The organism is Mucilaginibacter endophyticus (assembly GCF_003351025.1).
Taxonomy (GTDB): domain Bacteria; phylum Bacteroidota; class Bacteroidia; order Sphingobacteriales; family Sphingobacteriaceae; genus Mucilaginibacter; species Mucilaginibacter endophyticus.
Window position 1 is genome coordinate 78976 of record NZ_QPCG01000002.1, and the last position, 24172, is coordinate 103147.

A 24172-nucleotide genomic window follows, 5' to 3' on the forward strand; every position below is an offset into this window, starting at 1 on the left:
ATATACCATAACCAACCTATTCAAGCCTTAAGTAACTGTTTAAAAATTGCGTTTAAATAAAAAACGGAAGGCTTTTTTAGTCTGCCTTCCGTTGGTTGATGGTAATAAGTGGAGCCGGAGGGATTCGAACCCTCGTCCAAACATGGTATAAGGTAAGCTTTCTACATGCTTAGCTTCTGTTTAATTGTAGGGAAGGGGAAGGTCAGTCGCTTACCTATACCGTCTTCCTTAGGTGCTTTATCTCGTTCGCTATGCACACCTTAAGCAAACCAGTTTCATCTTTCGATGCCCCGATTGCCGATCCGATGAAACGGAAAACCGACGGGACAAAAGCTATGCTAATTCTAAATTAGGCAGCTAAGGCGTAGTTATTTTCGCCATTTGTAAGTTTGAGCGTTCAGATTAAAGCGCTAATTCACCCAACGCGCTGCATGCTTACCTACTTATCTCCATCCTGTCAATTCCGGTCGACCCCATTTTTGAGTTTGCTGTTGCCGGTGAGCAGTTTGCAGTAAAGCGATTACAAATATACGGATTTACTTTGCAGTTGCGGAGAATAGTTCATGGATTTTAATCATCATTACACTAAAATTTATCCGGCAACATGTTTTAACAGCGGTAGCTTGCTCATCACATAGATCAGGAGGCTGGACAGTAAAAAGGTTAATAATGCCACTAATGGAATACTGAAAATCGGGTTAAAAATGTTGTATGTGATATCATTAAGCTCAAGCACATTTAAAATGAAAGCATGGCTAAGGTATAAGCCCAGGGTATATTTACCTAAATTGTTTATGAGTTTATTTACAACCGGGTTTAAATTGACTTTGGTAAATCTTGCCATTAAAAATGCGCTCGACGACAGTATAACTATAAAAGGACTAATCGGCTCGTAAAAGAAAGTATTTAAGCTTTTGGTTTTCAATAGTATAAAATACGTGCCTAAAGCTATTAATAGAGCACATAATACAAATACCAGGGCCGCAATTGGAGCTATGTTTTTAAATTTAATTGGCTTATAGGCAAGGTAATAGCCAAGTACAAGATACCCAATATATCCGGTAAAGTTATGCAGGTCGATGCCGGGATCTAATATTGTTAAATAAGGGCGGCTTAACATTACTGTTAAAAACCAGATACCTAAAAAGTATAACAACTCTTTTTCTGTTGCGTTACGTACAAACTTGCTTATTACGGGTATAAACAGGTAAAGGCCCATTAAAAGATAAACGTACCATAAATGATAATAACTACCAGTTTGCAGTTGCTGTATTACAAGTTTTATATTGGGCCATATATTGTCTGATAGTTCTATTTCTTCGTTGTAGAGTCTATAACCAATATAAACCAAACTCCAAAAAATAAATGGAGGTATTAGCCTGCCAAATCGCCGTTTTAAGAAGTCTTTAAGTTCATACTCGCGCTGTAATAATAAAGCTCCTGTTATCATTACAAAAACTGGTACACAAAAACGTACCAGGGCATTGTAAGCATCAGCGGCAAGCCAATCGTTAATGGATGCATCTTTAACACGGAATAACAAGGGAGATGCTGTATGTAGAACAACAACGGCAAACATAGCTATCAACCTTAAAATATTTATCCAGTTGATATTATGGTGTTTATCTGTGCTAATTGTTTGGCTAAATTTCATTGAATAGGCCTGTGGTATATTATATACGATTGATTAGGGTAAAAAACAACAAAACCCGTTTTTGAACCGGGCTTTGTGTTTGTTAAATATGTAAAATGAATTAATTGCCAAGTGCCAATTCCGAATTAGCAACTGTTCTACCCGGATAAACTTTTAAGGCTTCATCCAAACAAATCATAGCTTTTTTAAGATCATCATTGTTCAACACGTAAGCCATACGTACTTCGTTTGATCCGGCGTCTGGTGTACTGTAAAAACCTGTAGCCGGAGCCATCATAACGGTTTCATTATTAAGGCTGAAGGCTTCCAGCATCCACTGGCAAAACTTATCGGCATTGTCTATAGGTAGTTTAGCCACTACATAAAACGCACCACCTGGGTTAGGGCAATAAACCCCATCCATTTTGTTCAATGCGTTTACAAGCGTGTCACGCCTGCTGGTATATTCTTTATTTACTGCTTCAAAATAGCTGTCTGGCGTATCAACAGCAGCCTCTCCGGCAATTTGTTCAACCATGCCAGCGCTTAAACGGGCCTGGGCAAATTTCAATGCTGTTGTACGTAGTTCCTTGTTTTTGGTGATCATACAACCTAAACGAGCTCCACAGGCACTGTAACGTTTACTCACCGTGTCCATCACCACCACGTTTTCTTCCAGGCCATCCAAATGCATTGGTGAGATAAAAGTACGGCCGTCATAGCAAAACTCACGGTATGCCTCGTCCGAAAACAGGTAAAGATCATACTTTAAAACCAGCTGTTTCAAAGCTTCCATCTCTTCTTTTGAATACAAGTAACCGGTAGGGTTATTAGGATTGCAAATGATGATAGCCTTGGTTTTATCTGTGATCAGTTTTTCAAACTCACTGATAGGAGGCAGGGCGAAACCATTGTCTATAAACGATAAGATAGGCTTAACCACAATATCGCTTTGGCTGGTAAAACCATTATAGTTGGCGTAAAATGGCTCGGGGATAATCACTTCATCTCCCGGATCAAGGCAGGCCATTAATGCAATACTGATGGCTTCCGAGCCGCCGGTAGTAACAATGATATCTTCAGGCGTGATATTGTAGTTTAGTTTATTATAGTACTCCGTAAGCTTTTTGCGATAGCTTAAAGTACCTTCGCTCGGGGTATAGGCCCAAACTTTAAAGTCGATGTTTTTAATGGCATTAAGCATGCCATCTGGTGTAGCAATATCGGGTTGGCCGATGTTCAGATGATACACCTTTTTCCCATCCTGCTTAGCTTTATCAGCATAAGGTGTTAATTTACGAATCGGTGATGCGGGCATTCGCTGCCCTTTTTCAGATATTTTTGGCATCCTGCAAATTTACTAAATTGAAAATATACTTTGTAAAACCTTTGTAAACGAAAAAAGACCCGGTTTCGGGCCTTTTAAATATTATTTTAAATATCCCGGTTGATATACGGGATATATCAAGCTCATAATAAATTACTTGCTTGCCGCGGGTTTAGCTACAACTTCACCAACAATGTTCAGATATTTTTCCGGTGTTACAGCGTTTGATTTAACAACAATGGTTTTGTTGAACGGTGCAGCAGCAGCAGCATTGTAAGTGATTTTGATTGTACCCTTGTCGCCACTTTTTACTGGAGTTTTAGTGTAATCGGCAATAGTACAGCCGCAGGTTGGCCTTACTTCTGTTAAAATAAGTGGTTCTTTACCAACGTTGGTAAATTCAAACACAGTAGTAACCGGAGTGCCTTGTGGTATTTTACCGAAGTCATGTTTTTCTTCGTTAAATTTAAACTCAGCTTTTCCACTATCTTGTGCTGATGCGGTGAAGGCAAAGCCCAATATTACCGCGCAAATCATTAATATCTTTTTCATACGTTATATTTGATTATTACAAATATAAAAGGTTTAACGTAATTACAAAACTATTACTAAAACTCCGGGTTTTATCTGTTAGTTTGCCTAATACAGAATAGAATTTTATACTTTTACCGTCTAAACAAAATTTTATATGCCTGAAACTACAACACGCGCTACCAGTAAATTTAATACTGCCGAGCTAAGTTTTGATGATTTCAAGAAGATTGTTATTGATGATTATCGTATTGGTTATGAGAGTCGTCAGGCCAGTTTGATAGGCCGCAGGGAAGTACTTACGGGCAAGGCAAAGTTCGGTATTTTTGGCGACGGCAAAGAGGTTGCACAGCTGGCTATGGCCAAAGCTTTCCGCGCCGGCGACTGGCGCGCGGGCTACTATCGCGACCAAACTTTTATGTTTGCTACAGGCATGAGCAATATGAAAGAGTTTTTTGCTCAGTTATATGCTAATCCTGATATTGAAAAAGATCCTGCATCTGGCGGCAGACAAATGAATTGTCATTATGCTACCCGTTTTGTAAATACCGATGGCAGTTGGGTTAACCAGGTTGAAACGATGAACAGCTCGTCGGATATCTCAACAACTGCCGGTCAGATTCCCCGTTTGTTGGGTTTAGCCTACGCGTCAAAATTATATCGCCAAAATAAAGAACTGGATTACCTGAAACAATTTTCGATTAATGGTAACGAAGTAGCTTTTGGTAGTGTTGGTAACGGTGCAACATCAGAGGGCTCATTTTTTGAGACTTTTAATGCTGCTGGAGTACTACAAGTACCAATGGCTATTTCAATTTGGGACGATGCTTATGCTATTTCGGTTCCAGCCAGCCTGCAAACAACTAAAGAAGATATTTCTGAAGTATTAAAAGGTTTTCAGCGCGAAAACGGAAGTAACGGTTACGAAATATTTAAGGTTCGCGGCTGGGATTATATTGCACTATGCGAAACTTATGAGCGCGCCATCGGCATTTGCCGTGAAGAGCATGTGCCTGTGCTGATTCACGTAACTGAAATGACTCAGCCGCAAGGACATTCAACTTCAGGCTCGCACGAGCGTTACAAAAGTAAAGAGCGTTTGGCCTGGGAGGATGAACACGATTGCCTGCTTAAGATGCGTGAATGGATGATTGCATCTGCTATCACTACTGAGATAGAGCTGGAAGAGCTTGAAGCCGAAGCAAAAAGATATGTGCGTGAATGTCAGCGTGAGGCTGCTAATGAACTGGCTGTTGTAATAAAAGCTGAAATAGAAGAAGCTATAGATTTAATAGATGCTTTCGCAGAATCATTACCGAGGCAAAAAGAAACTATATCGGCATTGTCAGTAGGTTTACGTTCCAGCATTGATGCCGGACGACGTGAGATATTTACGGCCATCCGTAAAGCATTGAGATTAACCGTTCATGACGATAACGCCGAACGCAAAGCACTGTCGGATTGGCTAAAGGCAGAGGGTGTTAAAAATGCCGAACGCTATAATTCAAAACTATTTACCGGAACCCCAGAATCACCTCTTTATGTGCCTGTTGTGCCAGCTATCTACAACGATGATGCAAAGGTTATGGATGGCAGGGAAGTATTAAATGCAGCTTTTGACGCTAACTTTGCCCGTGATAAAAGTATAGTTGCTTTTGGTGAAGATCTTGGCGCCATAGGCGATGTAAACCAGGGTTTTGCCGGTTTGCAGGCCAAATATGGCGAGATTCGGATCAGTGACACCGGAATCCGGGAAACGAGTATTATAGGGCAGGGTATGGGCCTTGCCATGCGTGGTTTAAGGCCAATTGCGGAGATTCAATATCTTGACTATCTGATATATGCGATAACCATCATCAGTGATGATATTGCTAGTTTAAGCTACCGTACTATGGGTGGGCAAAAAGCGCCGTTGATTATCCGTACCAGGGGCCATAGGTTAGAGGGAATCTGGCACTCCGGTTCTCCAATGAGTGTTATTTTAGGGTCGATGCGTGGTTTTCATATTTGTGTACCCCGTAATATGACCCAAGCCGCTGGCATGTACAATACGCTACTGAGAGGGGATGAGCCTGCATTGGTAATTGAATGCCTGAATGGCTATCGCCTAAAAGAAAAATTGCCTGCAAACGTTGGTGAATTTACTGTTCCGCTTGGCAAGGCCGAGGTTTTACAGGAGGGCAATGATATTACGGTAGTATCTTATGGTTCAACTCTGCGCATTGTCCAGGAAGCATCTGAAGAACTTGCCGCTATGGGAATTAATATTGAAGTGATAGATCCTCAAACTTTATATCCGTTTGATACAGAGAATGTTTGTGGTACTTCCTTAAAGAAAACCAGCAAGCTGTTAGTTGTTGACGAAGACCTGCCCGGAGCCGGCTCAGCCTACATTTTGCAGAAGATACTGGAGAACCAAAGCGGCTATTATTCGTTGGATGCCCAGCCTAAAACGCTGACTGCTAAAGAACACAGACCTCCGTATGGCTCAGATGGCGATTATTTCAGCAAACCATCTGTTGATGACGTAATTGAAATCGTTTACGCCATGATGAATGAGGCTAATCCTTCAAAATACCCAGCTATTTATTAATAAATTATAATTACAGGTTGGTGAGATTGGTGATTTATAAATCATTAATTTCACCAACGGTTTTTTATCTAACTATGGACAACACTTTTTTAACCGTCGCCGAAAATATTAAAACCCGCCGTACTGTAAAACCGGCCATGATGAATGGTCATAAAGCACCAAACGGACATATAGCGGCATTACTTGAACTTGCTGATTGGGCACCAACACATGGCTTTACCGAACCATGGCGTTTTATCGTTTACGAAAATCCCGAGCAATTTTGTGGCGAACATGCTGAAGTTTACAAAAAAAGCGTATCTGCCGAAGATTTTAACGAAGCCACTTATAACAACCTGAAAACGCTTGGTAATAAGGTCTCTCATGTTATCATTTCTGTAATGCAACGTGGTGATCTGCCGAAAATTCCACCGTTTGAAGAAGTTGCAGCAGTATCAAGCGCTATTCAAAATATCCTGTTAGGTGCTACTGCTTTAAACATGGCTTCATTCTGGAGTACAGGTGGGGCTATCCTGAAACCGGCGTTTAAAGAGTTTCTGAATTTAAGAGAAGAGGATAATGTAATGGGCGTATTGTACCTCGGCTATGCCGATCAATATCCTGAAGGAAAACGTACCGTTCCGCTTGAAGATAAAGTTAAATGGGTTAAGTAAAATTAACCCATAACCTTTCCCGTTTCTGCTCCGTATAACTGCCCAAAATATTGCTTAGTTTTAAACTTATTTTCATTTAAGTAAAAAATTATTGTTTGCTGATTTGGATTTTAGGTTTTAAAGTATATTTTTGTGTTGGCCTGTTAATAAAAGGTTAACACACCGTCCAGAACCTGTTACTATACCCTAATTATTTAGAATTAAATTAAACTCAGGCAAGCGTATGAGGAAACATTTTTTGTGGGTCACTATGGCGATTTTTTTTCTGTCAGCAACAATCTTAAGCTGGAAATCGGATGGTGCAAACAGATCAGTGAGTGTTGGGAAAAAAAGTGCAGCATTTACAACAAAAGAACTATTTGAGCAATACGTCAACAATTTATATGAATCGGCCCATCTTGGGGAAACCGGTTTAGCTTTTAACGTATTTGAAAAAGCGGTTACGGGTTACACTAATTTAAAGCTTTCGCACATGGTGCCTCAAAGCAGCGATGTGCTTACGGTAGTTGATTTTTCCAAATCGAGCCGGGAAAAGCGTATGTGGATCGTTAATTTGTTAAGCAAACAATTGATACTTAATACCTGGGTTGCTCATGGATCGGGTAGTGGCGAAGAAATGGCCAGTCATTTTTCAGATGCTAACGACTCGCATGAAAGCAGCCTTGGATTTTATGTAACCGATAAGGTTTACAACGGTAAACACGGTCGCTCGCTATATCTTGATGGTATGGATGAGGGCTTTAATAGTAATGCTCGTATGCGCAGTATTGTTGTACATGGTGCCAATTATGTTGGCCCGGCAGCTATTAATAAGCAGGGATATTTGGGCCGGAGCTTTGGTTGCCCCGCGGTATCTCCGAAAGTAATTAATAAAGTAATTAATACAATTGCCGGAAAAACTGTTATATTTATTAACGGAAACGACGAATCGTATTATTCGAAATATTTGGATGAGGCTGGCCCGCTTAATTTGATGGCGAGCGCTGATACTTCATTCAATTTTGCTAAGTTTTAAATCCAACCCCAACTATAAACCAAATCATGAGGCCCGGCTAACCGAAAGTTAGCCGGGCTCTTTTTTATTACTTAGCCAAAAAGTTTTGCAGGTGTGCGTACAGCACAATATCTAAGCCGTAAACGTCTGGCCTGTATTGTATGGCGCCATTTTCATCAGCCCAGCAGGTTACGTAGGTGATATAGATAGGCATTTTTTTCGGCAAACCAATATTGGTTGGCTCCGGTTTATCCTCAATCATATCTTTCGAAATGGTATCAAGGTCGGCCCCTTCACCAAACAGATTTGTTGCAAGGCCAAGCGGATCGCCCAGACGCACACAACCATGACTTACAGCCCGCATGGTGTGCCTGAATGCTTCTTTATTAGGCGTATCATGCAGATAAACGCTGCTGCGGTTTTTAAACAGAAATTTTATTTTCCCCAGCGAATTATCTTCGCCCGGGCGTTGTTTAAACTCATACTCAAGGTTATCCGGCGTAACTTGTGTCCAGTCAATGGTTTCCGGATCTGCAATCTTCCGGCCATCTTTAAATACGTCAATGTTTTTGTTGGAAAGATAGAAGCGGTCTTCGGCTGCCTCAACAATGATTTCTTTTGTGGCAATGCTGCGCGGAATGTTCCAAACCGGGTTTACCTCAACACTATGGATCACACTGTTTAGGATAGGCGTTTCGCGGGGAAATGGTTTATCTGCCCTTGCGGTATCGTCAAAATGTTCAAGGGTATTTTGGTTTTTCATATTGCGTCCCTGTCCAACGCAAACCTTCATATTTAATACCGATTTGCCATCTTCCATCACGTCAAGCCTGAAATCGGGAATGTTGACGATGACGTATTTGGGCTCATAAGGCTTGTTCCGCCATCTTAAACGCTCAAGGCTAACCAACAAATAACGTTTGCTTTCCTCTTTTGAAAGGCCATCAATAGTAGCACTATCCCTGTACGCTTTTTGTAAAGCTAAATATTGCGGGTTTTTAGGCTGAATACTATCCAGAAATGTTTTATAATCCGCTCTTTCTAAAGTAGCAAGCATGGTTGTACTATCAGGCCGGCGGGTAGCCATAAAATACCTCGAATAGATCTTTTTAGGGTTAATCACCCCATATTGCAGCGCGTTGGAGTACTTTACAAGTGCGCCGGCTGTTAAAATTTCGAGCTTAGCAACCGTTTCATATGCTTCATCTATTGTTGTGATCGCTGTTTTGTTTTTGAGTTTGGCAACAAGCGTTTTAATCTCTCCTGAAGGATATACCGTCGGGTCAAGGCCGTGCTCATTAATCTTTTCCAGGTATTCAGGCAGAGCTTCAAGATCGCCGTTATTTAAGTGATTGATAACTAAAATGGGCTGGTACTCGTTTTTTTTAAAAAAAGATTCGATAACCAATGGGTTGGCCGTTTTTGACCGGTATTTGGCAAATACCCTTTTAAAAACAGGAATGTATTCTTCAGTATCTGCCTTTTTGAAAATTTCATTTTGAGTAATCCTGAACATATCTTCAGCAATCATCTCGTGCTTTTTTTTACAGCTTTGTAGTACAGCGGGCAAAACCAAACACGTGGAAAGTATAATCGGGATAAAGTGTTTCCTAAATGGAATAGGTATCATATAAACGAAAGATAGTTAAATATTGCATATGAATAGCAATAGCCATACCATAAACGGCTATGCTTTTTATTTATTTTTGAACAAAGCCCCTTACAACCACTAACACCTATAAACTGTTTAATTAAAATGAAAAAACTCTTTTCGCTTGCTTTAATCATATCGTTGCCTTTCATGGCTTTAGCACAAAGTTTTAAACCAGTAAATAAAGAAGCATCATCTGAAGTAAAAAAATTACTAAGCTTCCTTTATAGTATAAAAGGCAAACATATTTTGTCGGGACAGCAGAATTACAACAGTGACCGTGACGTTTTTTCAGACAGTGCCAAAGCAATTACCGGACAGTATCCCGCAGTGTGGGGTTCAGATTTCATGCTTTGGGGAGATAAAGACCTGGGAGCCGACCTGGTTAACGAAGCGAAACAAAAATGGGAGGATGGTTACCTGGTAACACTCATGTGGCACCAGGGCCGGCCGTTGGATAATCCGCCATATGATTGGAAGCAAAGCATCCAGGGGAAAATGACCGATGCGCAATGGAAGGAATTAATTACTCCCAATACCGAACTGAATAAAAAATGGCTTGCCCAGATTGATGTGGTAGCCGGATATTTAAAACAACTCAGAGACGCCCATGTACCGGTTTTGTGGCGCCCGTACCATGAAATGAATGGCGTGTGGTTTTGGTGGGGGAATAAAAAAGGGAATGATGGTATTATCAAACTTTGGGAAATGATGTACGACCGTTATACTAACTACCATCATTTAAACAACCTGATTTGGGTATGGGGGCCTAATGGTTTGCGTGATCTGCCATTAGATGAAGCGTATGACTATAAAGACTTTTACCCGGGTGCCGATTATGTAGATATTTTAGGTGCCGATATTTACCATTTTGACTACGAGCAGCGGGATTATAACGATTTGCTAAAGGTTGCCAATGGCAAGATCATAGCGCTGACGGAAACCGGCGAACTGCCAAAACCCGAAATTCTGGCAGCACAACCTGAATGGGCCTGGTTTATGGTGTGGACAAGCTGGCTTTGGACCGATAATACACATGAGCGGGTAAAAACCATATATGGCCTGCCGCAAACCTTAAATCATGAACAAGTAAAATCAATGCTAAATAAAAACTGATGTCAGCAACAAAATTACCAGAGGTTTGGCTCCGTGGGCCATTAGTTGATGTACAGGCCTTGCTTCAACCTGTAGCACATGCCCTTTTACAGGCCAGGGAAGAATTGAATGAATTGATGGAAGGGTTTCCTGAAGCGCTGCTATGGGAAAAGCTTGTCGGGATGGCATCGCCCGGCTTCCACTTGCAACACCTTACCGGGGTGCTTGACAGGCTTTTTACCTATGCAAAAGGCGAGGTGCTAAGCGAAAGTCAATTGGACTACCTGGCAGCTGAAGGAAAACCGGGCGAGAATATAACCGGTGTAGCGGATTTAGTAAACGCCTTTAATAATCGGGTAGATAATGCTATTGTTCAGCTTAAAGCGACCGATGCCAATACCTTAACCGATTGGAGAGGGGTAGGCCGGGCACAGTTGCCATCAACGGTTATCGGTTTGTATACGCATTCTGCCGAACACACCATGCGTCATCTTGGGCAGCTTTTGGTTACGGTAAAAGTGCTTAAGCAATAATAGCAGTTGCGTCTTTCAGATTTTGTGAACGATAGGTTACCCGGGCGTTTGGATGTTTATTTTCAGGATCGTATAAGAAAGTATCGATACCCAATTCGCTTGCCGCTTTTATTTCAGATTCGGGATCGTCGCCAATAATGAGCACATCTTCGGCTTTGTAATTGTATTTCTCCAATATCGACGCGAAGATATCTTTCTTGGTTAAGGACGAAAGTTCGGGATCAACAATGTGGATGGCTTCAAAATCGGCTTCGATATTCAGCATTTTTACCTTGCTCCGTTGTAGCTTGGTAAAGCCGGTAGTAACCAAAAACCTGGTGATCTTAGCTTCGCGGATATGTTTATAATCATCGAAAGGCTGCATTGGCCGGTTATACTCAATGTTACTTAGTAGTTCGAGGCCTTTGCTTTTAACGAGATCGCTAAACTGGTATTTGTCGGCAACTTTTTGATATGGGATCCTTTTTAAATCCTCTTTGGCATTATTGATATGCTCAACACCCTCGCCTGCGATATGCAGATCAAGGAAACTGAACAGTTCATTAAATAGATAATCGGCTATGGAATTAACCGGATATATGGTATTATCAAGATCTAATATGATAGCTTTTTTCATCGCGGTAATTTAAGGTAAAACGGGAACTTCTCTGTTGAACTGTATTGAGCGTTTCATGAGCAGGTATCCGCAGGCAACAAGCAGGCAAACACCGCCCAGTAACCACCAAAGCATTTCAAAGCCACCGTACGCAATAACCTGGCTGCCTAAAAATGGCGCTATGATTTGCGCGCCTGCCCATGACATACTGTACAACGCAGCGTATTCGCCGCGGTTGCGTACATTGGAACGAGCTATCCAAAAGGTATTCATAAAAGGCATGGAAAGCATTTCCCCCAACGTCACCATACTCACAATTAGTATTGCTACCAATGGTACATGCGGCATCAAATTAAGCAGCACGAAACTACTACCGGTAACTAAAATACCAGAGATGATATAACTTAGCGGATGGCGCTTGCCTTCGAGCCAATTAATCAATATCATCTCAACAAGTACAATGAGTATCCCGTTCAGCGCCAGCAGAAAACCTATAAATCGTTCATTAAAATGCCATTGTATTTTATAAAACACAGGTTGCATAATAAAGAACTGGAAAAAGCAGGTTGCAAATAGTGTGGCAAGCAGGATGAACAACAAGTAAACGCCGTCTTTATAAGCCGATGAAACGATTTCGTCAAAACCGGCAACGGCTTCTTTAATGGTTTTTGCCACTTTGGAGGGTGGCATCAATGTAAGTAATAGTATGCCCGCGGCGATATTGGTACAGCCATCTACCCAGAAAAGTAAGTGATAATTTATTGAGGCTAATAATCCGCCTAAACCACCACCAAAAGCCCAGCCCAGGTTTGTGGCCAACCGGTTGAGTGAGTAGGAGCGTGTTTTATTTTCCTCGGTACTGTAATGAGCTATGGCCGTTGAGTTTGCCGGTCTGAATGATTCATTACAGATGCTTAACACCAGCGTAAAGATAGCCATGCTGATGAAATTGGTTTGATAGCCTAATATAAGAAACAGTAATCCGCCGGTAAGCAAGGCACCCACCTGTAAATCATAAAATCCTATTCTATTGATCAGCTTACCACCTATAAAGCCACCTGATACCGCGCCTACACCAAAAATGGCCATGATATAGCCAGACTGCTCGATGGTGAAATGCAGTTGCCTGATGGTGTAAATTGTCATGAAGGGCACAACCATGGTACCACTACGGTTAATAAGCATTACGATGCTCAGGTACCAGCTGTTTTTTGAAAGTCCGCTATAGGCTTGTTTGTATAATTGGATAATTGAGGTTAGCATGTGGATGATGTGCAAATGTGCGGATATGCAAATGTGCAAATTATGAAATGAATACAGATGTGCGAATTAATACTTAATCTGCACATCTGCATATTTGCACATCATTAAATCAAGCGAGCGTTTCTATTCCTAAGCCAATGATCGGCCAGTACAAGGGCTGCCATGGCTTCTACAATAGGCACAGCGCGTGGTACCACGCAAGGATCATGACGGCCTTTGCCTGATATTTCTGCAGCGTTGCCCTCGCTATCAATTGTAGCCTGATTTTTCATGATAGTAGCTACCGGTTTAAAGGCAACCCTAAATTCAATAGGCATGCCATTGCTGATACCGCCCTGGATACCTCCCGAAAAATTGGTGATAGTTTGAATATCACCTAAATGCGATTTTACAAAAATGTCGTTATGTTCAGACCCACGCATTTCGCTGCCTTCAAAGCCTGAACCAAATTCAAAGCCATGAACAGCATTGATACTTAACATTGCCTTTCCTAATTCGGCATGTAGCTTGTCAAATACCGGTTCTCCAAGGCCAACAGGACAGTTCTTTACATAACAGCTGATCTTACCGCCAACGGTATCGCCGTCTTTACGTACGCTATCAATGAATTCGATCATTTCTTCGGCTGTTGCCGGATCCGCACAACGTACAATATTTTTCTCACGTTCCTCAATAAATTCAAGCGGATCGCTGATAGATACGTTAGGAGCGTTGATCTTTCCTACGCTGCTTACGTGAGCAACAATTTCGATACCTTGGGTTTTAAGCAACAGTTTTGCCAATGCACCAGCGGCAACACGTGCAGCAGTTTCACGAGCCGAAGAACGACCGCCACCACGGTGATCACGGATGCCGTATTTGGTTTGATAAGTATAGTCGGCGTGTGACGGGCGAAAAACATCCACGTTATGGCTGTAATCTTTTGAGCGCTGATCTTCATTGGGGATCAGCATAGCAATAGGGGTGCCGGTAGTTTTACCTTCAAATGTGCCTGAAAGGATTTTTACCGTGTCGCTCTCCTTGCGTTGGGTAGTGATCTTTGACTGACCAGGCTTGCGTTTATCCAACTCGCCTTGAATATAATCAAGATCAACTTCCAGACCGGCCGGGCATCCGTCAATAATTACGCCGATGGCTTCGCCATGTGATTCGCCAAAAGTGGTTATCCTGAATAATTGCCCAAATGAATTGCCTGCCATAGTTTTAGATATGAGATGTTAGTGTTTATAATCGTCACTGCGAGGTACGAAGCATTCGCGGACTATACAGGGCGTACCTGCCAATAGGGATTGCTTCGTACCTCGCAAGACGTGGTTTGGTGTTGTTTGTGTTATCTTTCAGCTTTCGCCTTTATCCTTTCGCCACAACTTCTTCCACTTCAAATCCTTGCTTTTCCAGATCGTTCCAGAAAGCCGGATATGATTTGTCAACAACCGGTCCGTTCTCAAACTCCATTTGCGGGAGGACAAGGGCGAGCGGCGCAAAGGCCATAGCCATGCGGTGGTCGTGATATGTGTTAATAAAGATATTCTCCGGAATAAACTTTCCGCTGCAATCAAGTGTATAAACCTCGTCTTTTTCAATCAGTTTAACACCCATTTTAGCCAGCTCTGTTTGCAGGGCCAGGATGCGGTCGGTTTCCTTGATCTTTAAAGTTTCAAGACCGGTGAAAGAAGCTTCGTGATTTAATGCAGCGCAAACAACAATTACAGTTTGTGCCAAATCCGGGCACTCTTTCAGATCAAATTGGTGGCGGGAAATTGGTTTGTTCTCTTTTTTCAAGTGAACACCGCCATCTTTAAATTGCGAAGTGATACCAAAATTGGCCATGATCTCGGTGATCACGCTATCGCCCTGTAAGCTGTAAGGTGTAAGACCTGTTAAAAACAGTTCAGCTTCATCGGCAAGTGCTGCAATGGCATACCAGTATGAAGCGGCGCTCCAATCCGGTTCAACATGTAATGATGTTGTTGTGAACTCTTGGTTTGCAATAGCAATGACATTGCCCTGCCAGGTATGTTTTATGCCAGCTGTTTCAAGCATTGCCAGGGTCATTTCCACATACGGACGTGAAGTTAATTCACCTTCAATATGTACCTCTAAACCTAACGGTAAGCGTGCAGCAATAAGTAATAAAGCAGTAATATATTGGCTGCTGATATTGCCTTTAATATTGATTTTCCCGGTTTGCTGTTTAAAGCCACCTTTTAGTTTGATGGGAGGATAACCATCGTTTTCTTCGTAATCAATATTGGCGCCCAGCACTCTTAAAGCATCAACCAATATACCTATTGGGCGTTCCTTCATGCGTTTGCTACCGGTTAAGATCACCTCGTCTTCCTGAATAGCATAGTAAGCTGTCAGGAAACGCATCGCAGTACCGGCAGGACCGATATCTACGATTGCGGATTTGCAATTCTCGATTTCGGAATTATTTGCTGAAGAATCTGCTGAAACAGCCTCTTGATCCCCCCTCAAAATACCTGCCAACAAAACAGCATCGGCAGCGTCTGAGATATTCTCAACCTTTACTTTGCCTTCGCTAAGTGCTTCGATGATCAGGGCACGGTTACACTCACTTTTTGAACCGGTGAGGTTAACCGTACCATTAACGATCTTGTTGTTTCTTTTAAGAATGATGTTTTGCATCATTATAAAATTAAGCGTGTGTAAGTTTTTCTGCAGCCTGACCCTGAGCAGCATCAGCGTTCATTACGTCTGTTTGCCTGCGGATAGATTCGTTGTGAACCAGTTCAAGCAATTTTTCAGTGAACTCGGCGCTCAGTTTTAATGCTTTACCATAAGTAGTGCGTTTTTGCAGGATCTCATCCCAACGGCCAACTTGTAAAATGGTGATGTTGTTATCTTTTTTGTACTGACCGATTTTCTCAGCAATCTGCATACGCTCAGCAATTTTCTGGATTACCAGGTCATCGATTTTGTCAATCTGGTTACGTAGTTCGGCAAGCTTGTCGCTTACTTCTGCGTTTTTAACTTCTGGTTTGCGTAAAGTTAAATGATCAATGATATCAGCAAGAGCAGCAGGGGTAACCTGTTGTTTAGCATCTGTCCATGCTACGCTTGGGTCGATATGTGATTCGATCATTAAGCCTTGCATATCCAGGTCTAACGCTTTTTGTGAAACGTAACCAATCAAATCGCGGTTACCGGTGATGTGGCTTGGATCATTGATGATAGGTAGCTCAGGAGCTAATGTTTTTAAGCTGATAGCAACATCCCACATTGGTTCGTTGCGGAAAGCTGATTTTTCGTAAGATGAGAAACCGCGGTGAATAGCAGCCAGTTTAGTGATACCCGCGTTGTTGATACGCTCTAAAGCACCAACCCATAATGAAAGATCAGGGTTTACAGGGTTTTTAACCATTACCGGTACGTCAACACCTTTTAATGCGTCAGCAATTTCCTGAACGGTGAAAGGGTTAGCAGTTGAACGTGCGCCTACCCAAAGGATATCAACGCCTGCTGCAAGGGCTTCTTCAACGTGTTTAGCGGTAGCAACCTCAACTGCGGTTGGCAAGCCGGTTTCTTCTTTGGCGCGTTTTAACCATTCCAAACCAATGCTGCCAATACCTTCAAACTCACCCGGGCGGGTACGTGGTTTCCAGATACCTGCACGCAACGCTGAGATTTTACCTGTTTGTGCTAATAAATGTGCCGTGGCTACTAATTGCTCTTCGGTTTCAGCGCTGCAAGGGCCTGAAATTACCAGAGGTTCCTTACCTGTTTTAATCCAGGTACTAAGCGGCTGTATGTTTAAATTTAGTTTCATCTTGTGTTTTGTTTGTCCGGTGGTAGCCGGGATTGTTAGTTGATAATTTAAATTATGTTAGTTTTTTCGGTTTCTGTTTGATGTATAACCCCTGGCTTATGCATTACGCCTGATGTTGATATACTTACGGATGCTCCGTTCGGCGCGGTGCGGCTTTGGGGTAGACGATGGTTCATCATCATGTCTTTCATACTCGCCAAGAATATTGAAATTATGGGTATACTTCAGAATTTGCCTTATTGAAGTGTCATATTGCTTTTGTTCGTCCCATTCAATATCCACATAGAAATTATACTCATTGCGTTTACCCAAAATAGGCATCGACTGAATTTTGCTCATATTTACGCCTTCTTCGGCAAAAATATTAAGCACTTTGGCCAAGGCTCCAACCTTGTTGCTTACCTGGAAGCACAATGACGCTTTGTTGGCAGGCTTTTTCTCAACATTGTCGTGCTGAGTCATGATCAGGAAACGGGTAAAGTTCCTTTTGTTTGATTCGATACGGCGTTCCAGTACATCTAAACCGTATAGCTGGGCGGCCAAAGCATTGGCAACAGCAACAGTATCTGTTAATTGTTCGTCCCTGATACGTTTTGCACAGGCAGCAGTATCGCTGCTTTCCACAATTTTTAGGTGCGGATATTCGTCAAAAAAATCGACGCACTGGCGCAAAGCGATGGGGTGGGAGGTTACATATTTAATGTCCTCAAACTTTACGCCCGGCAAAGCCATCAGGTGCAGTTGGATTGGCAGGTAAATTTCCCCCACAACCGGAAAGCCATAATCAAGCAGCAGGGTGTAGTTTGGCAGGATACTGCCGGCAATGCTGTTTTCAATAGCCATCACCACATAATCTGCTTCGCGTTTCTTTAAGCTTTCAAATGTTTGCTTAAAAGAGTTACACTCAATGGTTTCGATGTTTTCACCGAAGTACCTTATCGCGGCTTCTTCGTGAAAAGAAGCCCTGATCCCCTGGATTGCAACTTTTGGTCTTTCTATTTTCATAAACCCCTGTTAAAGCAAAAAGTCCCGGCTTTTTGGCCGGGACTTTTTGTGTTTTTTATATGTTTTGTTTAGTACATATTAGTCCCGGCTCTCACTGGTAAAGTAAAAGTAGTAACCAAAAAAGTATGCACCTGTTAATTTCATTTGTTGTTTTTTATTACGACGTAAATGTACGGTAAAAAAAGAGTTTGTCAATAGAAAATTTTATTTTTTGTAAAAAATAATGGGCGAACCAAATTTAATTTGGTGAAATAATCTATTCAGTACGTCCTGATAATGTTTGATTGACTTGTTTGATGGTTATATTCAGTGCTTTAGGGAATTTTCTGAGAAGCGTTTGCGCATTTATCAAATTTTCTGGCTGTATATAGCTGCCATTTTTGAATGTGATTTTCAAATCGGACACCCAGCCCTTGTTACTTACGTAATAGGAAATCTCCTGGATATTTAACTTGTCATACAGTATTATATGCTTTTCATCATATCCGTAAGAAAATAGGTTGTTCCCCCGGGAGATTTGCAAGTACTGTTTTTTTCCCGGAGTAAAAATAAATACTAAGCCCCCTATAAATACCCCGATTATTGCAGCAAACAGGAAAATAACTCCTGCGGGATGCGGAGTTGAAGATTGTCCGGCTATCGCACGGAAATATATACTTGAAACCACAAAAGAAGATATCAGGGCAACAGTTAGCACTATTTTAGATGGCTTTACACGGTATACAAAATCGTTTGTGATAAAATGTGGCTTATTTCCGATATTAAACAGGTGTTTATCAAATTGTTTTATATCGAGTTTCTGCTCAAAAAAATCTCTAACTAAATTATAAGCTTCATCAATAGTTGACGCATGATACTCGTATAAGTGATTTTGACTATCAAGGTAATAAAGACAAAACTTACCATTAAAATAAAGTCCTAATTTGAGGTAATTCAAATCAGAATCCTGAATAGTTACCGATGGGCCGGTCAGCTGAATATCAGTCAACGCCCGTTCTGTATCCCATGGGAAATCCTTGATGAGGTTTATAGTTTCTTCAATATTGCGGGCTTGCTCGTCAGAATATTCACCTTTTTCGTAGGTATTATGCTGAAGTTTTGATATTAATTGTAACATGGTTTAGCGCGGCGCAAAATGCCACGCCAAATATAATATTGTCAGGCTGCAGTTTCGTGCTTTTTATGCGCCTCTTCCATTTCTTTATATTCCCGTTGCAATACACGGGCGGTTTGGGTACTGCCATCATGGCTCCATCCCGGCGGATGAATAAAGTATCCTATTTTAGATTTAAGATCAGGAGCATTTCTCGCATCATGCAGCAAGGCTTTCCATTCGTGAAATAACACATTTACCGGTCCCATGTCTTCGGGCTGCTTGGTTAAGCCGTATTTAACAGGTTCGGGTAAATCTTCATCACGGAAAGTGCCAAACATCCTGTCCCAGATAATGAACATCATGCCCATGTTTTTATCAAGATAAGGAATGTTTGAAGCGTGGTGTACGCGGTGATGCGCTGGCGTTACAAAAATCCATCCATACCATTTTGGTAATGGAATCTTATATTGGGTATGCACCAGATTGCCGTATAGCTGTGTTATTAAGTAAGCGTACAAAATATCCAAAGCGGTAAATCCCATTACAGCCAGCGGCAGGTAAAAGAATACCCTGTAAAGCGGTTCAAACACTGTTGAGCGAAAGCCGGTGGTAAAGTTGAAATGCTCGGATGAGTGATGGGTAACGTGCATAGCCCAAAACATGCGACAGTAATGTCCGGTATAATGCAGCACCCAATATAAAAAGTCCTGAACTATTACCAGCACAAACCAATACCAAAAAATATTCTGGATTTGAAAGAGCTTGTAGTGCTGGTAGGTGTAATCAAGTATAAAAAAAGTAAATACCTTAACGCAAAGGTTGGTAACCACAGCCAAAGATGTGAGGTAGATATTGGTAAGCGTATCGCGTGTTTCATAAAACTTGCGATCTTCCCAATAACTTAAGGCCATTTCAACCAAAGTTAAAACGACTAATAAGCCCATTAGCACAAGGGCCGCCTGATTACGCGGTTCTATATGTTGCAGCATGTTACAGGTTAATGTAATATCTCAAACTTTCACAAAGTTCGTCGGCCGAACACACATTGTCAATACTAAACTGGCCTATATGTGTCAATAAGGTGCAATTAATCTCGTCGCCTACGTTCTTCTTGTCCTTTTTCATATTAAGGAGTAACTCGTCAAAGTTTGCTTCTTTAATAGTATATTTAGGGTAAAGATCGGTTAATACCTTAACAATTTCATGAAGTTCGTCTGAAGTCAATCCCGTCTTTTTATGAGCGAGGTATGATTCGCAGATCATGCCAATGGCTACAGCCTCACCGTGCGAAAGACTATTTTTATCGTGCAATAAAGAATAGGTTTCAACGGCATGACCAATAGTATGGCCAAAGTTGAGTGCTTTACGGATACCTTTTTCATGCGGATCCTCGATAGTAATCTGGTTCTTGATCTCTACAGAACGGTGAACAAGCTCAACAGATGGGTTTTTGAGATCGCTGTTCTTTAGGTTATTCCAATAGATTGCGTCAACAATTAAACCATGTTTAAGCATTTCAGCAAGGCCTGAAAGAATCTGCCGTGCCGGAAGGCTTTGTAAAAACTCATGGGCAATAAAAACCGCTTTCGGCATCGTAAATGTACCGATGATGTTTTTGATACCATCAACATCAATACCTGTTTTACCACCAACAGAAGCGTCAACCTGCGAAAGCAGGGTTGTGGGCACCTGTACAAAATCTATCCCTCTTTTATAGGTAGATGCAGCAAAACCGCCCATATCTGTAATGACACCTCCGCCTAAATTGATCATGAGGCTTTTACGATCGGCGCCAAAATCAATCAGCATTTTCCAAACGCCTACACAAAAATCAATGTTCTTGCTTTCTTCGCCCGATGTGATCTCAATCAGGTCGTAATTATTAAAGCCGGTAAGTTTACTTGTAAGCAATGGCAGGCAGTGCTCGCCGGTATTCTCGTCGGTTAAAATAAAAAATTTGGAGTAGTTACCTTTTTTAATAAAATCAACTAACTCATCAAGGCTATTGTCAAAATAAACCGAGTAGTTATCGCTTAGAATAGTGTTCATTATTATATTACTATAATTTTATTCCCATCGAACTCAACCGTGTCACCTCTTTTTACTTTAAGGCGTTTGCGGTAGTCAACCGTGCCGTTATACTTCACGAGGCCCTCAGTTACAACTATTTGTGCCTCGCCGCCGGTTTGTACTAAGTTCGCAGCTTTGAGTAGCTGGATCATTGGGATAAAGTCCCCTTCTAACTTAAATTCGATCATGGGATGGCAAAAATAAACTATTCATGCAATTATGAGTTATCATTTTATAATTTTGCAGATGACCTCTTTTGAAACTAACAATAATCAAGGGCAAAATACGCCCTCATTCGAAAATACAGAAATAGCATTTCGCCATTCATCTAATACCGATCTGAACCGGGCTTACTGGCTGTTCAGGATGATCAATATCAACTTTTTAGTAAAGATAGGTCCTCCGGTTACCAATTTTGCCATGAAAATTGGCTTACCGATAAAAAGCATTATTAAAGCTACGATATTTAAGCACTTTTGCGGCGGCGAAACCATTGCCGAATGTGACAATACAATTAAAAACCTTTACAGTGGCCGGGTAGGAACCATTTTAGATTATTCGGTAGAGGGAGAGGAAGAAGAAACGGTATTTGATAGCACCCGTGACGAGATCATCCGTACCATTGAGCGTGCTGCAAAAGATAAAGCCATCCCGCTAACAGTATTTAAAGTAACAGGTGTAGGTCGTTTCGGTCTGCTTGAAAAGCTGGATGCCCGTTTAAAATTAAACGACACCGAGGAAGAGGAGTGGAGACGGGTACAAGCCCGGGTGCTGGCCATTTGCGATAAAGCCTTTAAAAATAATGTGCCTGTAATGATAGATGCGGAAGAAAGCTGGATCCAGGATACCATCGATCTTTTGGCGCTTACCATGATGACGCAGTTTAACAAGCAAAAGCCTATAGTATATAATACCTATCAAATGTACAGGCATGATAAATTGGCTTCGATGTTAAATGACCATGCCATCGCCCAAAGTGAAGGGTTTATACTGGGTGCAAAAATTGTACGCGGTGCCTACATGGAAAAAGAACGTAAACGTGCTGAGGAAAAAGGCTACCCTTCACCAATTCAGCCCGATAAAAAATCGGCCGACCTGGATTATGATTCGGCGCTTGATTACTGCACCAGCCATATTGAACAGATCGCTTTTATTGCAGGTACACATAACGAAGAAAGCTGTCGTTTGCTGGCCGAGCTGCTGGACAACAAAGGCATTGATCATAAGCACCCGCATGTTTATTTTTCGCAATTGCTGGGCATGAGCGATAACCTCAGCTTTAACCTGGCTGACGCAGATTATAATGTAGCTAAATACGTGCCATACGGGCCGGTTAAGGCTGTGTTGCCATATTTGTTTCGCCGGGCACAGGAAAATACAGCCATAGCCGGACAAATGAGCCGGGAACTTAGCTTAATAACTAAAGAAAGAAAGCGCCGAAGCGCTTAATTTATAGAGACTAAAAAAAGGGAGTATTTATTAAATTAAATGCTCCCTTTTTGCAAATAGCTGTATAGTATCCGGCGCCGTCATTAAAAAAGTTTGAATGCCCAGTTTTTTGGCAGACTCAAGGTGTTGTGGACTATCGTCAATGAATAAAGTTTCCTCAGGCTTTAAATTATTCTCTTTTAATACCTGCTCAAAAATGGCCGGCTCTGGTTTACGCTTGCCTGTAAGATGCGAATAATATGTTTTTTCGAACAGATGGTCATTACCATCAAAGCCAAAATCGGTTTTAAGATAGTTCATGATATAATCAAAATGGATAGCATTGATATTGCTGAGCAAAAAGGTGCGGTACTTATCTTTCAACTTTAACAGCAAATCGTGGTTGCCTTCAGCAATTCCAACTAAAATACTGTTCCATGCAGCATCAATTTGCGCATCGGTAAGCGAAGGATTGCTGGTTTTTTCCCTTACATACTCCCTGAATTGGGCAGCTGTAACTTCGCCGCGATCAAATTTATCAAAAATTTCATCCTGGGTTTTGTGACCAAAAAACGTTTCGGGGTTGGCGATACCTAACTGATTCCATGCTTGTTGTACACTGGCGAAGCTAAGGCTGAAAATAACATTGCCATAATCGAAGATGATATTTTTAATATTTTCCATAAAAAGAGTTTGAGATATGGCCGCAAATATGTAAAATTGCACCCGCAAACAAAAACAAAATAACCGCGCCTATAGCTCAGTCGGTTAGAGTAGAAGACTCATAATCTTTTGGTCCCTGGTTCGAGCCCAGGTGGGCGCACAGAGTACAAAACCCGCTTTTTACGTATGTAGAGCGGGTTTTTTCGTCTTACACACGCAGGTCATGATCCCCTGCAACACTGTTACTGTAGCATATTTGTAACAGGATACATGTTTTTTTGTTGAACTTGACGCTTCCATGTAACAAATAGGTAACGGGATTTAGCGTCATAATTGATGTAGATTATGGCTACGACCGTAAGTGCAAAGATTTATTCGCACCACGAAAAAGCTGACGGTACCTCCAAGTCGATATTGCAAGACTAAGATTCCGAAGAGGTTCCTATTTTTTAAATTGTAATGAATTTTTTATGTTTGTATAATCTGTTTTAAACCGGATAGATTAATAACAAAAAAATTTACGTAGTTCTATTTAACCTTAGTAATAGTTACGATGATTACGCAATCGATTGCGTAATAGTTGATAAAAGGATTTACCTCTTTTTGCTTTTATACCGATGAAAGTGCTTTTAAGTGAAACTGATTTAATGGAGCTCATAGCCAATGGTGACAGGAAAGCATTTGCCCAATTTTACGGAGTTTACCTGAAAAACATATATAAATATGTTTTCAGTATTTGTTATTCAAAAGAGACGACTGAAGAAATCGTACAGGAACTTTTTTTAAAAGTTTGGGAAAATAGGGGAAAGCTAAGGAATGTAAAATCTGCAAAAGCTTATTTATATCAATCTGCTAAAAATCTGCTATTGGACCATATTCGTCGCTTAAGAATTGAAAGCAGGGTGATGGATTTAATAGAGTTGAATACGATTGCCGGTGAAAATTATACTGAAAATCACCAGGCTTTCGGCGAATATTATCAAATAGCACAACAAGCAATTGAGTTGTTACCTGAGAAAAGAAAAAAAATATTTGAACTTCGACTGAATGATGATCTATCTCTCGATGAGATCGCAGTAAAACTCAGCATATCCAAATCTGTAGTAAAGAAACAGCTGTATGCAGGTATTAGTTTTGTACGTAAATACCTGCATGAGCACAGTGAAATCGCCGTCTTTGTACTCTATTTAATTGTTTTTTCGTAGTAACTTAAAATTATTTTTCTCCCGAGGGGTTCTTTCTGAGATGTTGT

The 24172-nt window shown here is 41.3% G+C and carries 22 protein-coding genes, 1 tRNA gene and 1 other RNA gene; 8 read left to right on the forward strand and 16 right to left on the reverse strand.

Features of this window, described 5'->3' with window-relative positions:
* Positions 1-106 precede the first annotated feature (106 nt).
* The 4 genes from ssrA to DUL71_RS07850 form a co-directional block, all read right to left on the reverse strand.
* Positions 107-475: a transfer-messenger RNA gene (ssrA, locus tag DUL71_RS07835) on the reverse strand.
* Between the two features lie 117 nt (positions 476-592).
* Positions 593-1654, reverse strand: coding sequence for an acyltransferase (locus DUL71_RS07840; RefSeq protein ID WP_114937588.1), 1062 nt, complete (start codon positions 1652-1654; stop codon positions 593-595).
* A gap of 100 nt (positions 1655-1754) precedes the next feature.
* Positions 1755-2981, reverse strand: a complete 1227-nt coding sequence (locus DUL71_RS07845; RefSeq protein ID WP_114937589.1) for a pyridoxal phosphate-dependent aminotransferase — start codon at positions 2979-2981, stop codon at positions 1755-1757.
* A gap of 132 nt (positions 2982-3113) precedes the next feature.
* Entirely contained in the window at positions 3114-3512 is a 399-nt protein-coding gene (locus DUL71_RS07850; protein ID WP_091207513.1) for a DUF1573 domain-containing protein, read from the reverse strand.
* Positions 3513-3648: 136 nt separating this feature from the next.
* Here DUL71_RS07850 and DUL71_RS07855 point away from each other — a divergent pair, with 136 nt between their 5' ends.
* The 3 genes from DUL71_RS07855 (at position 3649) to DUL71_RS07865 (ending at position 7752) form a co-directional block, all read left to right on the forward strand.
* Positions 3649-6084 carry an alpha-ketoacid dehydrogenase subunit alpha/beta gene (locus DUL71_RS07855; RefSeq protein ID WP_114937590.1) on the forward strand — a complete coding sequence of 812 codons (2436 nt, stop codon included), beginning with the start codon at positions 3649-3651 and terminating at the stop codon, positions 6082-6084.
* A 74-nt stretch (positions 6085-6158) separates the two neighbouring features.
* On the forward strand, positions 6159-6737 hold the full coding sequence (locus DUL71_RS07860) for a nitroreductase family protein (RefSeq protein ID WP_114937591.1): 579 nt from the start codon (positions 6159-6161) through the stop codon (positions 6735-6737).
* 250 nt (positions 6738-6987) lie between these two features.
* A complete protein-coding gene (locus DUL71_RS07865) occupies positions 6988-7752 on the forward strand; it encodes a murein L,D-transpeptidase catalytic domain family protein (RefSeq protein ID WP_244228715.1) in 765 nt (254 codons plus the stop codon).
* A 67-nt stretch (positions 7753-7819) separates the two neighbouring features.
* Here DUL71_RS07865 and DUL71_RS07870 read toward each other — a convergent pair whose 3' ends face one another.
* Positions 7820-9262: a L,D-transpeptidase scaffold domain-containing protein gene (locus tag DUL71_RS07870; protein WP_244228716.1), complete on the reverse strand. Its 1443-nt coding sequence runs from the start codon at positions 9260-9262 to the stop codon at positions 7820-7822.
* 225 nt (positions 9263-9487) lie between these two features.
* Here DUL71_RS07870 and DUL71_RS07875 point away from each other — a divergent pair, with 225 nt between their 5' ends.
* Positions 9488-10498, forward strand: coding sequence for a glycosyl hydrolase (locus tag DUL71_RS07875; RefSeq protein WP_114937594.1), 1011 nt, complete (start codon positions 9488-9490; stop codon positions 10496-10498).
* On the forward strand, positions 10498-11010 hold the full coding sequence (locus tag DUL71_RS07880) for a DinB family protein (RefSeq protein ID WP_114937595.1): 513 nt from the start codon (positions 10498-10500) through the stop codon (positions 11008-11010). The genes DUL71_RS07875 and DUL71_RS07880 overlap by 1 nt, the downstream gene beginning before the upstream one ends.
* Here DUL71_RS07880 and DUL71_RS07885 read toward each other — a convergent pair.
* The 10 genes from DUL71_RS07885 to DUL71_RS07930 form a co-directional block, all read right to left on the reverse strand.
* Positions 11000-11626 carry an HAD family hydrolase gene (locus DUL71_RS07885; RefSeq protein WP_114937596.1) on the reverse strand — a complete coding sequence of 209 codons (627 nt, stop codon included), beginning with the start codon at positions 11624-11626 and terminating at the stop codon, positions 11000-11002. The genes DUL71_RS07880 and DUL71_RS07885 overlap by 11 nt on opposite strands.
* Before the next feature lie 9 nt (positions 11627-11635).
* Positions 11636-12868, reverse strand: a complete 1233-nt coding sequence (locus DUL71_RS07890; protein ID WP_114937597.1) for an MFS transporter — start codon at positions 12866-12868, stop codon at positions 11636-11638.
* Between the two features lie 104 nt (positions 12869-12972).
* Positions 12973-14067, reverse strand: coding sequence for a chorismate synthase (aroC, locus tag DUL71_RS07895; protein ID WP_114937598.1), 1095 nt, complete (start codon positions 14065-14067; stop codon positions 12973-12975).
* A 151-nt stretch (positions 14068-14218) separates the two neighbouring features.
* Positions 14219-15520 (reverse strand): 3-phosphoshikimate 1-carboxyvinyltransferase, encoded by a 1302-nt coding sequence (aroA, locus tag DUL71_RS07900; RefSeq protein WP_114937599.1) that lies wholly within the window; start codon positions 15518-15520, stop codon positions 14219-14221.
* A 7-nt stretch (positions 15521-15527) separates the two neighbouring features.
* Positions 15528-16658, reverse strand: coding sequence for a chorismate mutase (locus DUL71_RS07905; protein WP_112566383.1), 1131 nt, complete (start codon positions 16656-16658; stop codon positions 15528-15530).
* A gap of 96 nt (positions 16659-16754) precedes the next feature.
* Complete coding sequence (locus DUL71_RS07910) at positions 16755-17663, reverse strand: prephenate dehydratase (RefSeq protein ID WP_114937600.1); 909 nt, start codon at positions 17661-17663, stop codon at positions 16755-16757.
* A 256-nt stretch (positions 17664-17919) separates the two neighbouring features.
* On the reverse strand, positions 17920-18780 hold the full coding sequence (locus tag DUL71_RS07915) for a PH domain-containing protein (RefSeq protein ID WP_114937601.1): 861 nt from the start codon (positions 18778-18780) through the stop codon (positions 17920-17922).
* A gap of 41 nt (positions 18781-18821) precedes the next feature.
* Positions 18822-19748 (reverse strand): sterol desaturase family protein, encoded by a 927-nt coding sequence (locus DUL71_RS07920; protein WP_114937602.1) that lies wholly within the window; start codon positions 19746-19748, stop codon positions 18822-18824.
* Between the two features lies 1 nt (position 19749).
* Positions 19750-20808: a 3-dehydroquinate synthase gene (gene aroB, locus DUL71_RS07925; protein WP_114937603.1), complete on the reverse strand. Its 1059-nt coding sequence runs from the start codon at positions 20806-20808 to the stop codon at positions 19750-19752.
* 2 nt (positions 20809-20810) lie between these two features.
* Positions 20811-21017 (reverse strand): RNA-binding S4 domain-containing protein, encoded by a 207-nt coding sequence (locus DUL71_RS07930; protein ID WP_112566398.1) that lies wholly within the window; start codon positions 21015-21017, stop codon positions 20811-20813.
* Between the two features lie 58 nt (positions 21018-21075).
* On the opposite strand from DUL71_RS07930, the gene DUL71_RS07935 reads away from it, so the two are divergent.
* Positions 21076-22278, forward strand: coding sequence for a proline dehydrogenase family protein (locus tag DUL71_RS07935; RefSeq protein ID WP_114937604.1), 1203 nt, complete (start codon positions 21076-21078; stop codon positions 22276-22278).
* Positions 22279-22308: 30 nt separating this feature from the next.
* On the opposite strand, the gene DUL71_RS07940 is transcribed toward DUL71_RS07935, so the two are convergent.
* Positions 22309-22941: an HAD family hydrolase gene (locus tag DUL71_RS07940; protein ID WP_208645502.1), complete on the reverse strand. Its 633-nt coding sequence runs from the start codon at positions 22939-22941 to the stop codon at positions 22309-22311.
* A gap of 65 nt (positions 22942-23006) precedes the next feature.
* Here DUL71_RS07940 and DUL71_RS07945 point away from each other — a divergent pair.
* Positions 23007-23080: transfer RNA gene (locus DUL71_RS07945), tRNA-Ile, on the forward strand.
* Between the two features lie 457 nt (positions 23081-23537).
* A complete protein-coding gene (locus DUL71_RS07950) occupies positions 23538-24125 on the forward strand; it encodes an RNA polymerase sigma factor (RefSeq protein WP_114937606.1) in 588 nt (195 codons plus the stop codon).
* Positions 24126-24172 lie beyond the last annotated feature (47 nt).

Excerpts from the sequence above, each read along its gene's own strand:
- DUL71_RS07840 (WP_114937588.1), bottom strand. The coding sequence starts at position 1,654 with ATGAAATTTAGCCAAACAATTAGCACAGATAAACACCATAATATCAAC.
- DUL71_RS07845 (WP_114937589.1), bottom strand. The coding sequence starts at position 2,981 with ATGCCAAAAATATCTGAAAAAGGGCAGCGAATGCCCGCATCACCGATT.
- DUL71_RS07850 (WP_091207513.1), bottom strand. The coding sequence starts at position 3,512 with ATGAAAAAGATATTAATGATTTGCGCGGTAATATTGGGCTTTGCCTTC.
- DUL71_RS07855 (WP_114937590.1), top strand. The coding sequence starts at position 3,649 with ATGCCTGAAACTACAACACGCGCTACCAGTAAATTTAATACTGCCGAG.
- DUL71_RS07860 (WP_114937591.1), top strand. The coding sequence starts at position 6,159 with ATGGACAACACTTTTTTAACCGTCGCCGAAAATATTAAAACCCGCCGT.
- DUL71_RS07865 (WP_244228715.1), top strand. The coding sequence starts at position 6,988 with ATGGCGATTTTTTTTCTGTCAGCAACAATCTTAAGCTGGAAATCGGAT.
- DUL71_RS07870 (WP_244228716.1), bottom strand. The coding sequence starts at position 9,262 with ATGATTGCTGAAGATATGTTCAGGATTACTCAAAATGAAATTTTCAAA.
- DUL71_RS07875 (WP_114937594.1), top strand. The coding sequence starts at position 9,488 with ATGAAAAAACTCTTTTCGCTTGCTTTAATCATATCGTTGCCTTTCATG.
- DUL71_RS07880 (WP_114937595.1), top strand. The coding sequence starts at position 10,498 with ATGTCAGCAACAAAATTACCAGAGGTTTGGCTCCGTGGGCCATTAGTT.
- DUL71_RS07885 (WP_114937596.1), bottom strand. The coding sequence starts at position 11,626 with ATGAAAAAAGCTATCATATTAGATCTTGATAATACCATATATCCGGTT.
- DUL71_RS07890 (WP_114937597.1), bottom strand. The coding sequence starts at position 12,868 with ATGCTAACCTCAATTATCCAATTATACAAACAAGCCTATAGCGGACTT.
- aroC (WP_114937598.1), bottom strand. The coding sequence starts at position 14,067 with ATGGCAGGCAATTCATTTGGGCAATTATTCAGGATAACCACTTTTGGC.
- aroA (WP_114937599.1), bottom strand. The coding sequence starts at position 15,520 with ATGATGCAAAACATCATTCTTAAAAGAAACAACAAGATCGTTAATGGT.
- DUL71_RS07905 (WP_112566383.1), bottom strand. The coding sequence starts at position 16,658 with ATGAAACTAAATTTAAACATACAGCCGCTTAGTACCTGGATTAAAACA.
- DUL71_RS07910 (WP_114937600.1), bottom strand. The coding sequence starts at position 17,663 with ATGAAAATAGAAAGACCAAAAGTTGCAATCCAGGGGATCAGGGCTTCT.
- DUL71_RS07915 (WP_114937601.1), bottom strand. The coding sequence starts at position 18,780 with ATGTTACAATTAATATCAAAACTTCAGCATAATACCTACGAAAAAGGT.
- DUL71_RS07920 (WP_114937602.1), bottom strand. The coding sequence starts at position 19,748 with ATGCTGCAACATATAGAACCGCGTAATCAGGCGGCCCTTGTGCTAATG.
- aroB (WP_114937603.1), bottom strand. The coding sequence starts at position 20,808 with ATGAACACTATTCTAAGCGATAACTACTCGGTTTATTTTGACAATAGC.
- DUL71_RS07930 (WP_112566398.1), bottom strand. The coding sequence starts at position 21,017 with ATGATCGAATTTAAGTTAGAAGGGGACTTTATCCCAATGATCCAGCTA.
- DUL71_RS07935 (WP_114937604.1), top strand. The coding sequence starts at position 21,076 with ATGACCTCTTTTGAAACTAACAATAATCAAGGGCAAAATACGCCCTCA.
- DUL71_RS07940 (WP_208645502.1), bottom strand. The coding sequence starts at position 22,941 with ATGGAAAATATTAAAAATATCATCTTCGATTATGGCAATGTTATTTTC.
- DUL71_RS07950 (WP_114937606.1), top strand. The coding sequence starts at position 23,538 with ATGAAAGTGCTTTTAAGTGAAACTGATTTAATGGAGCTCATAGCCAAT.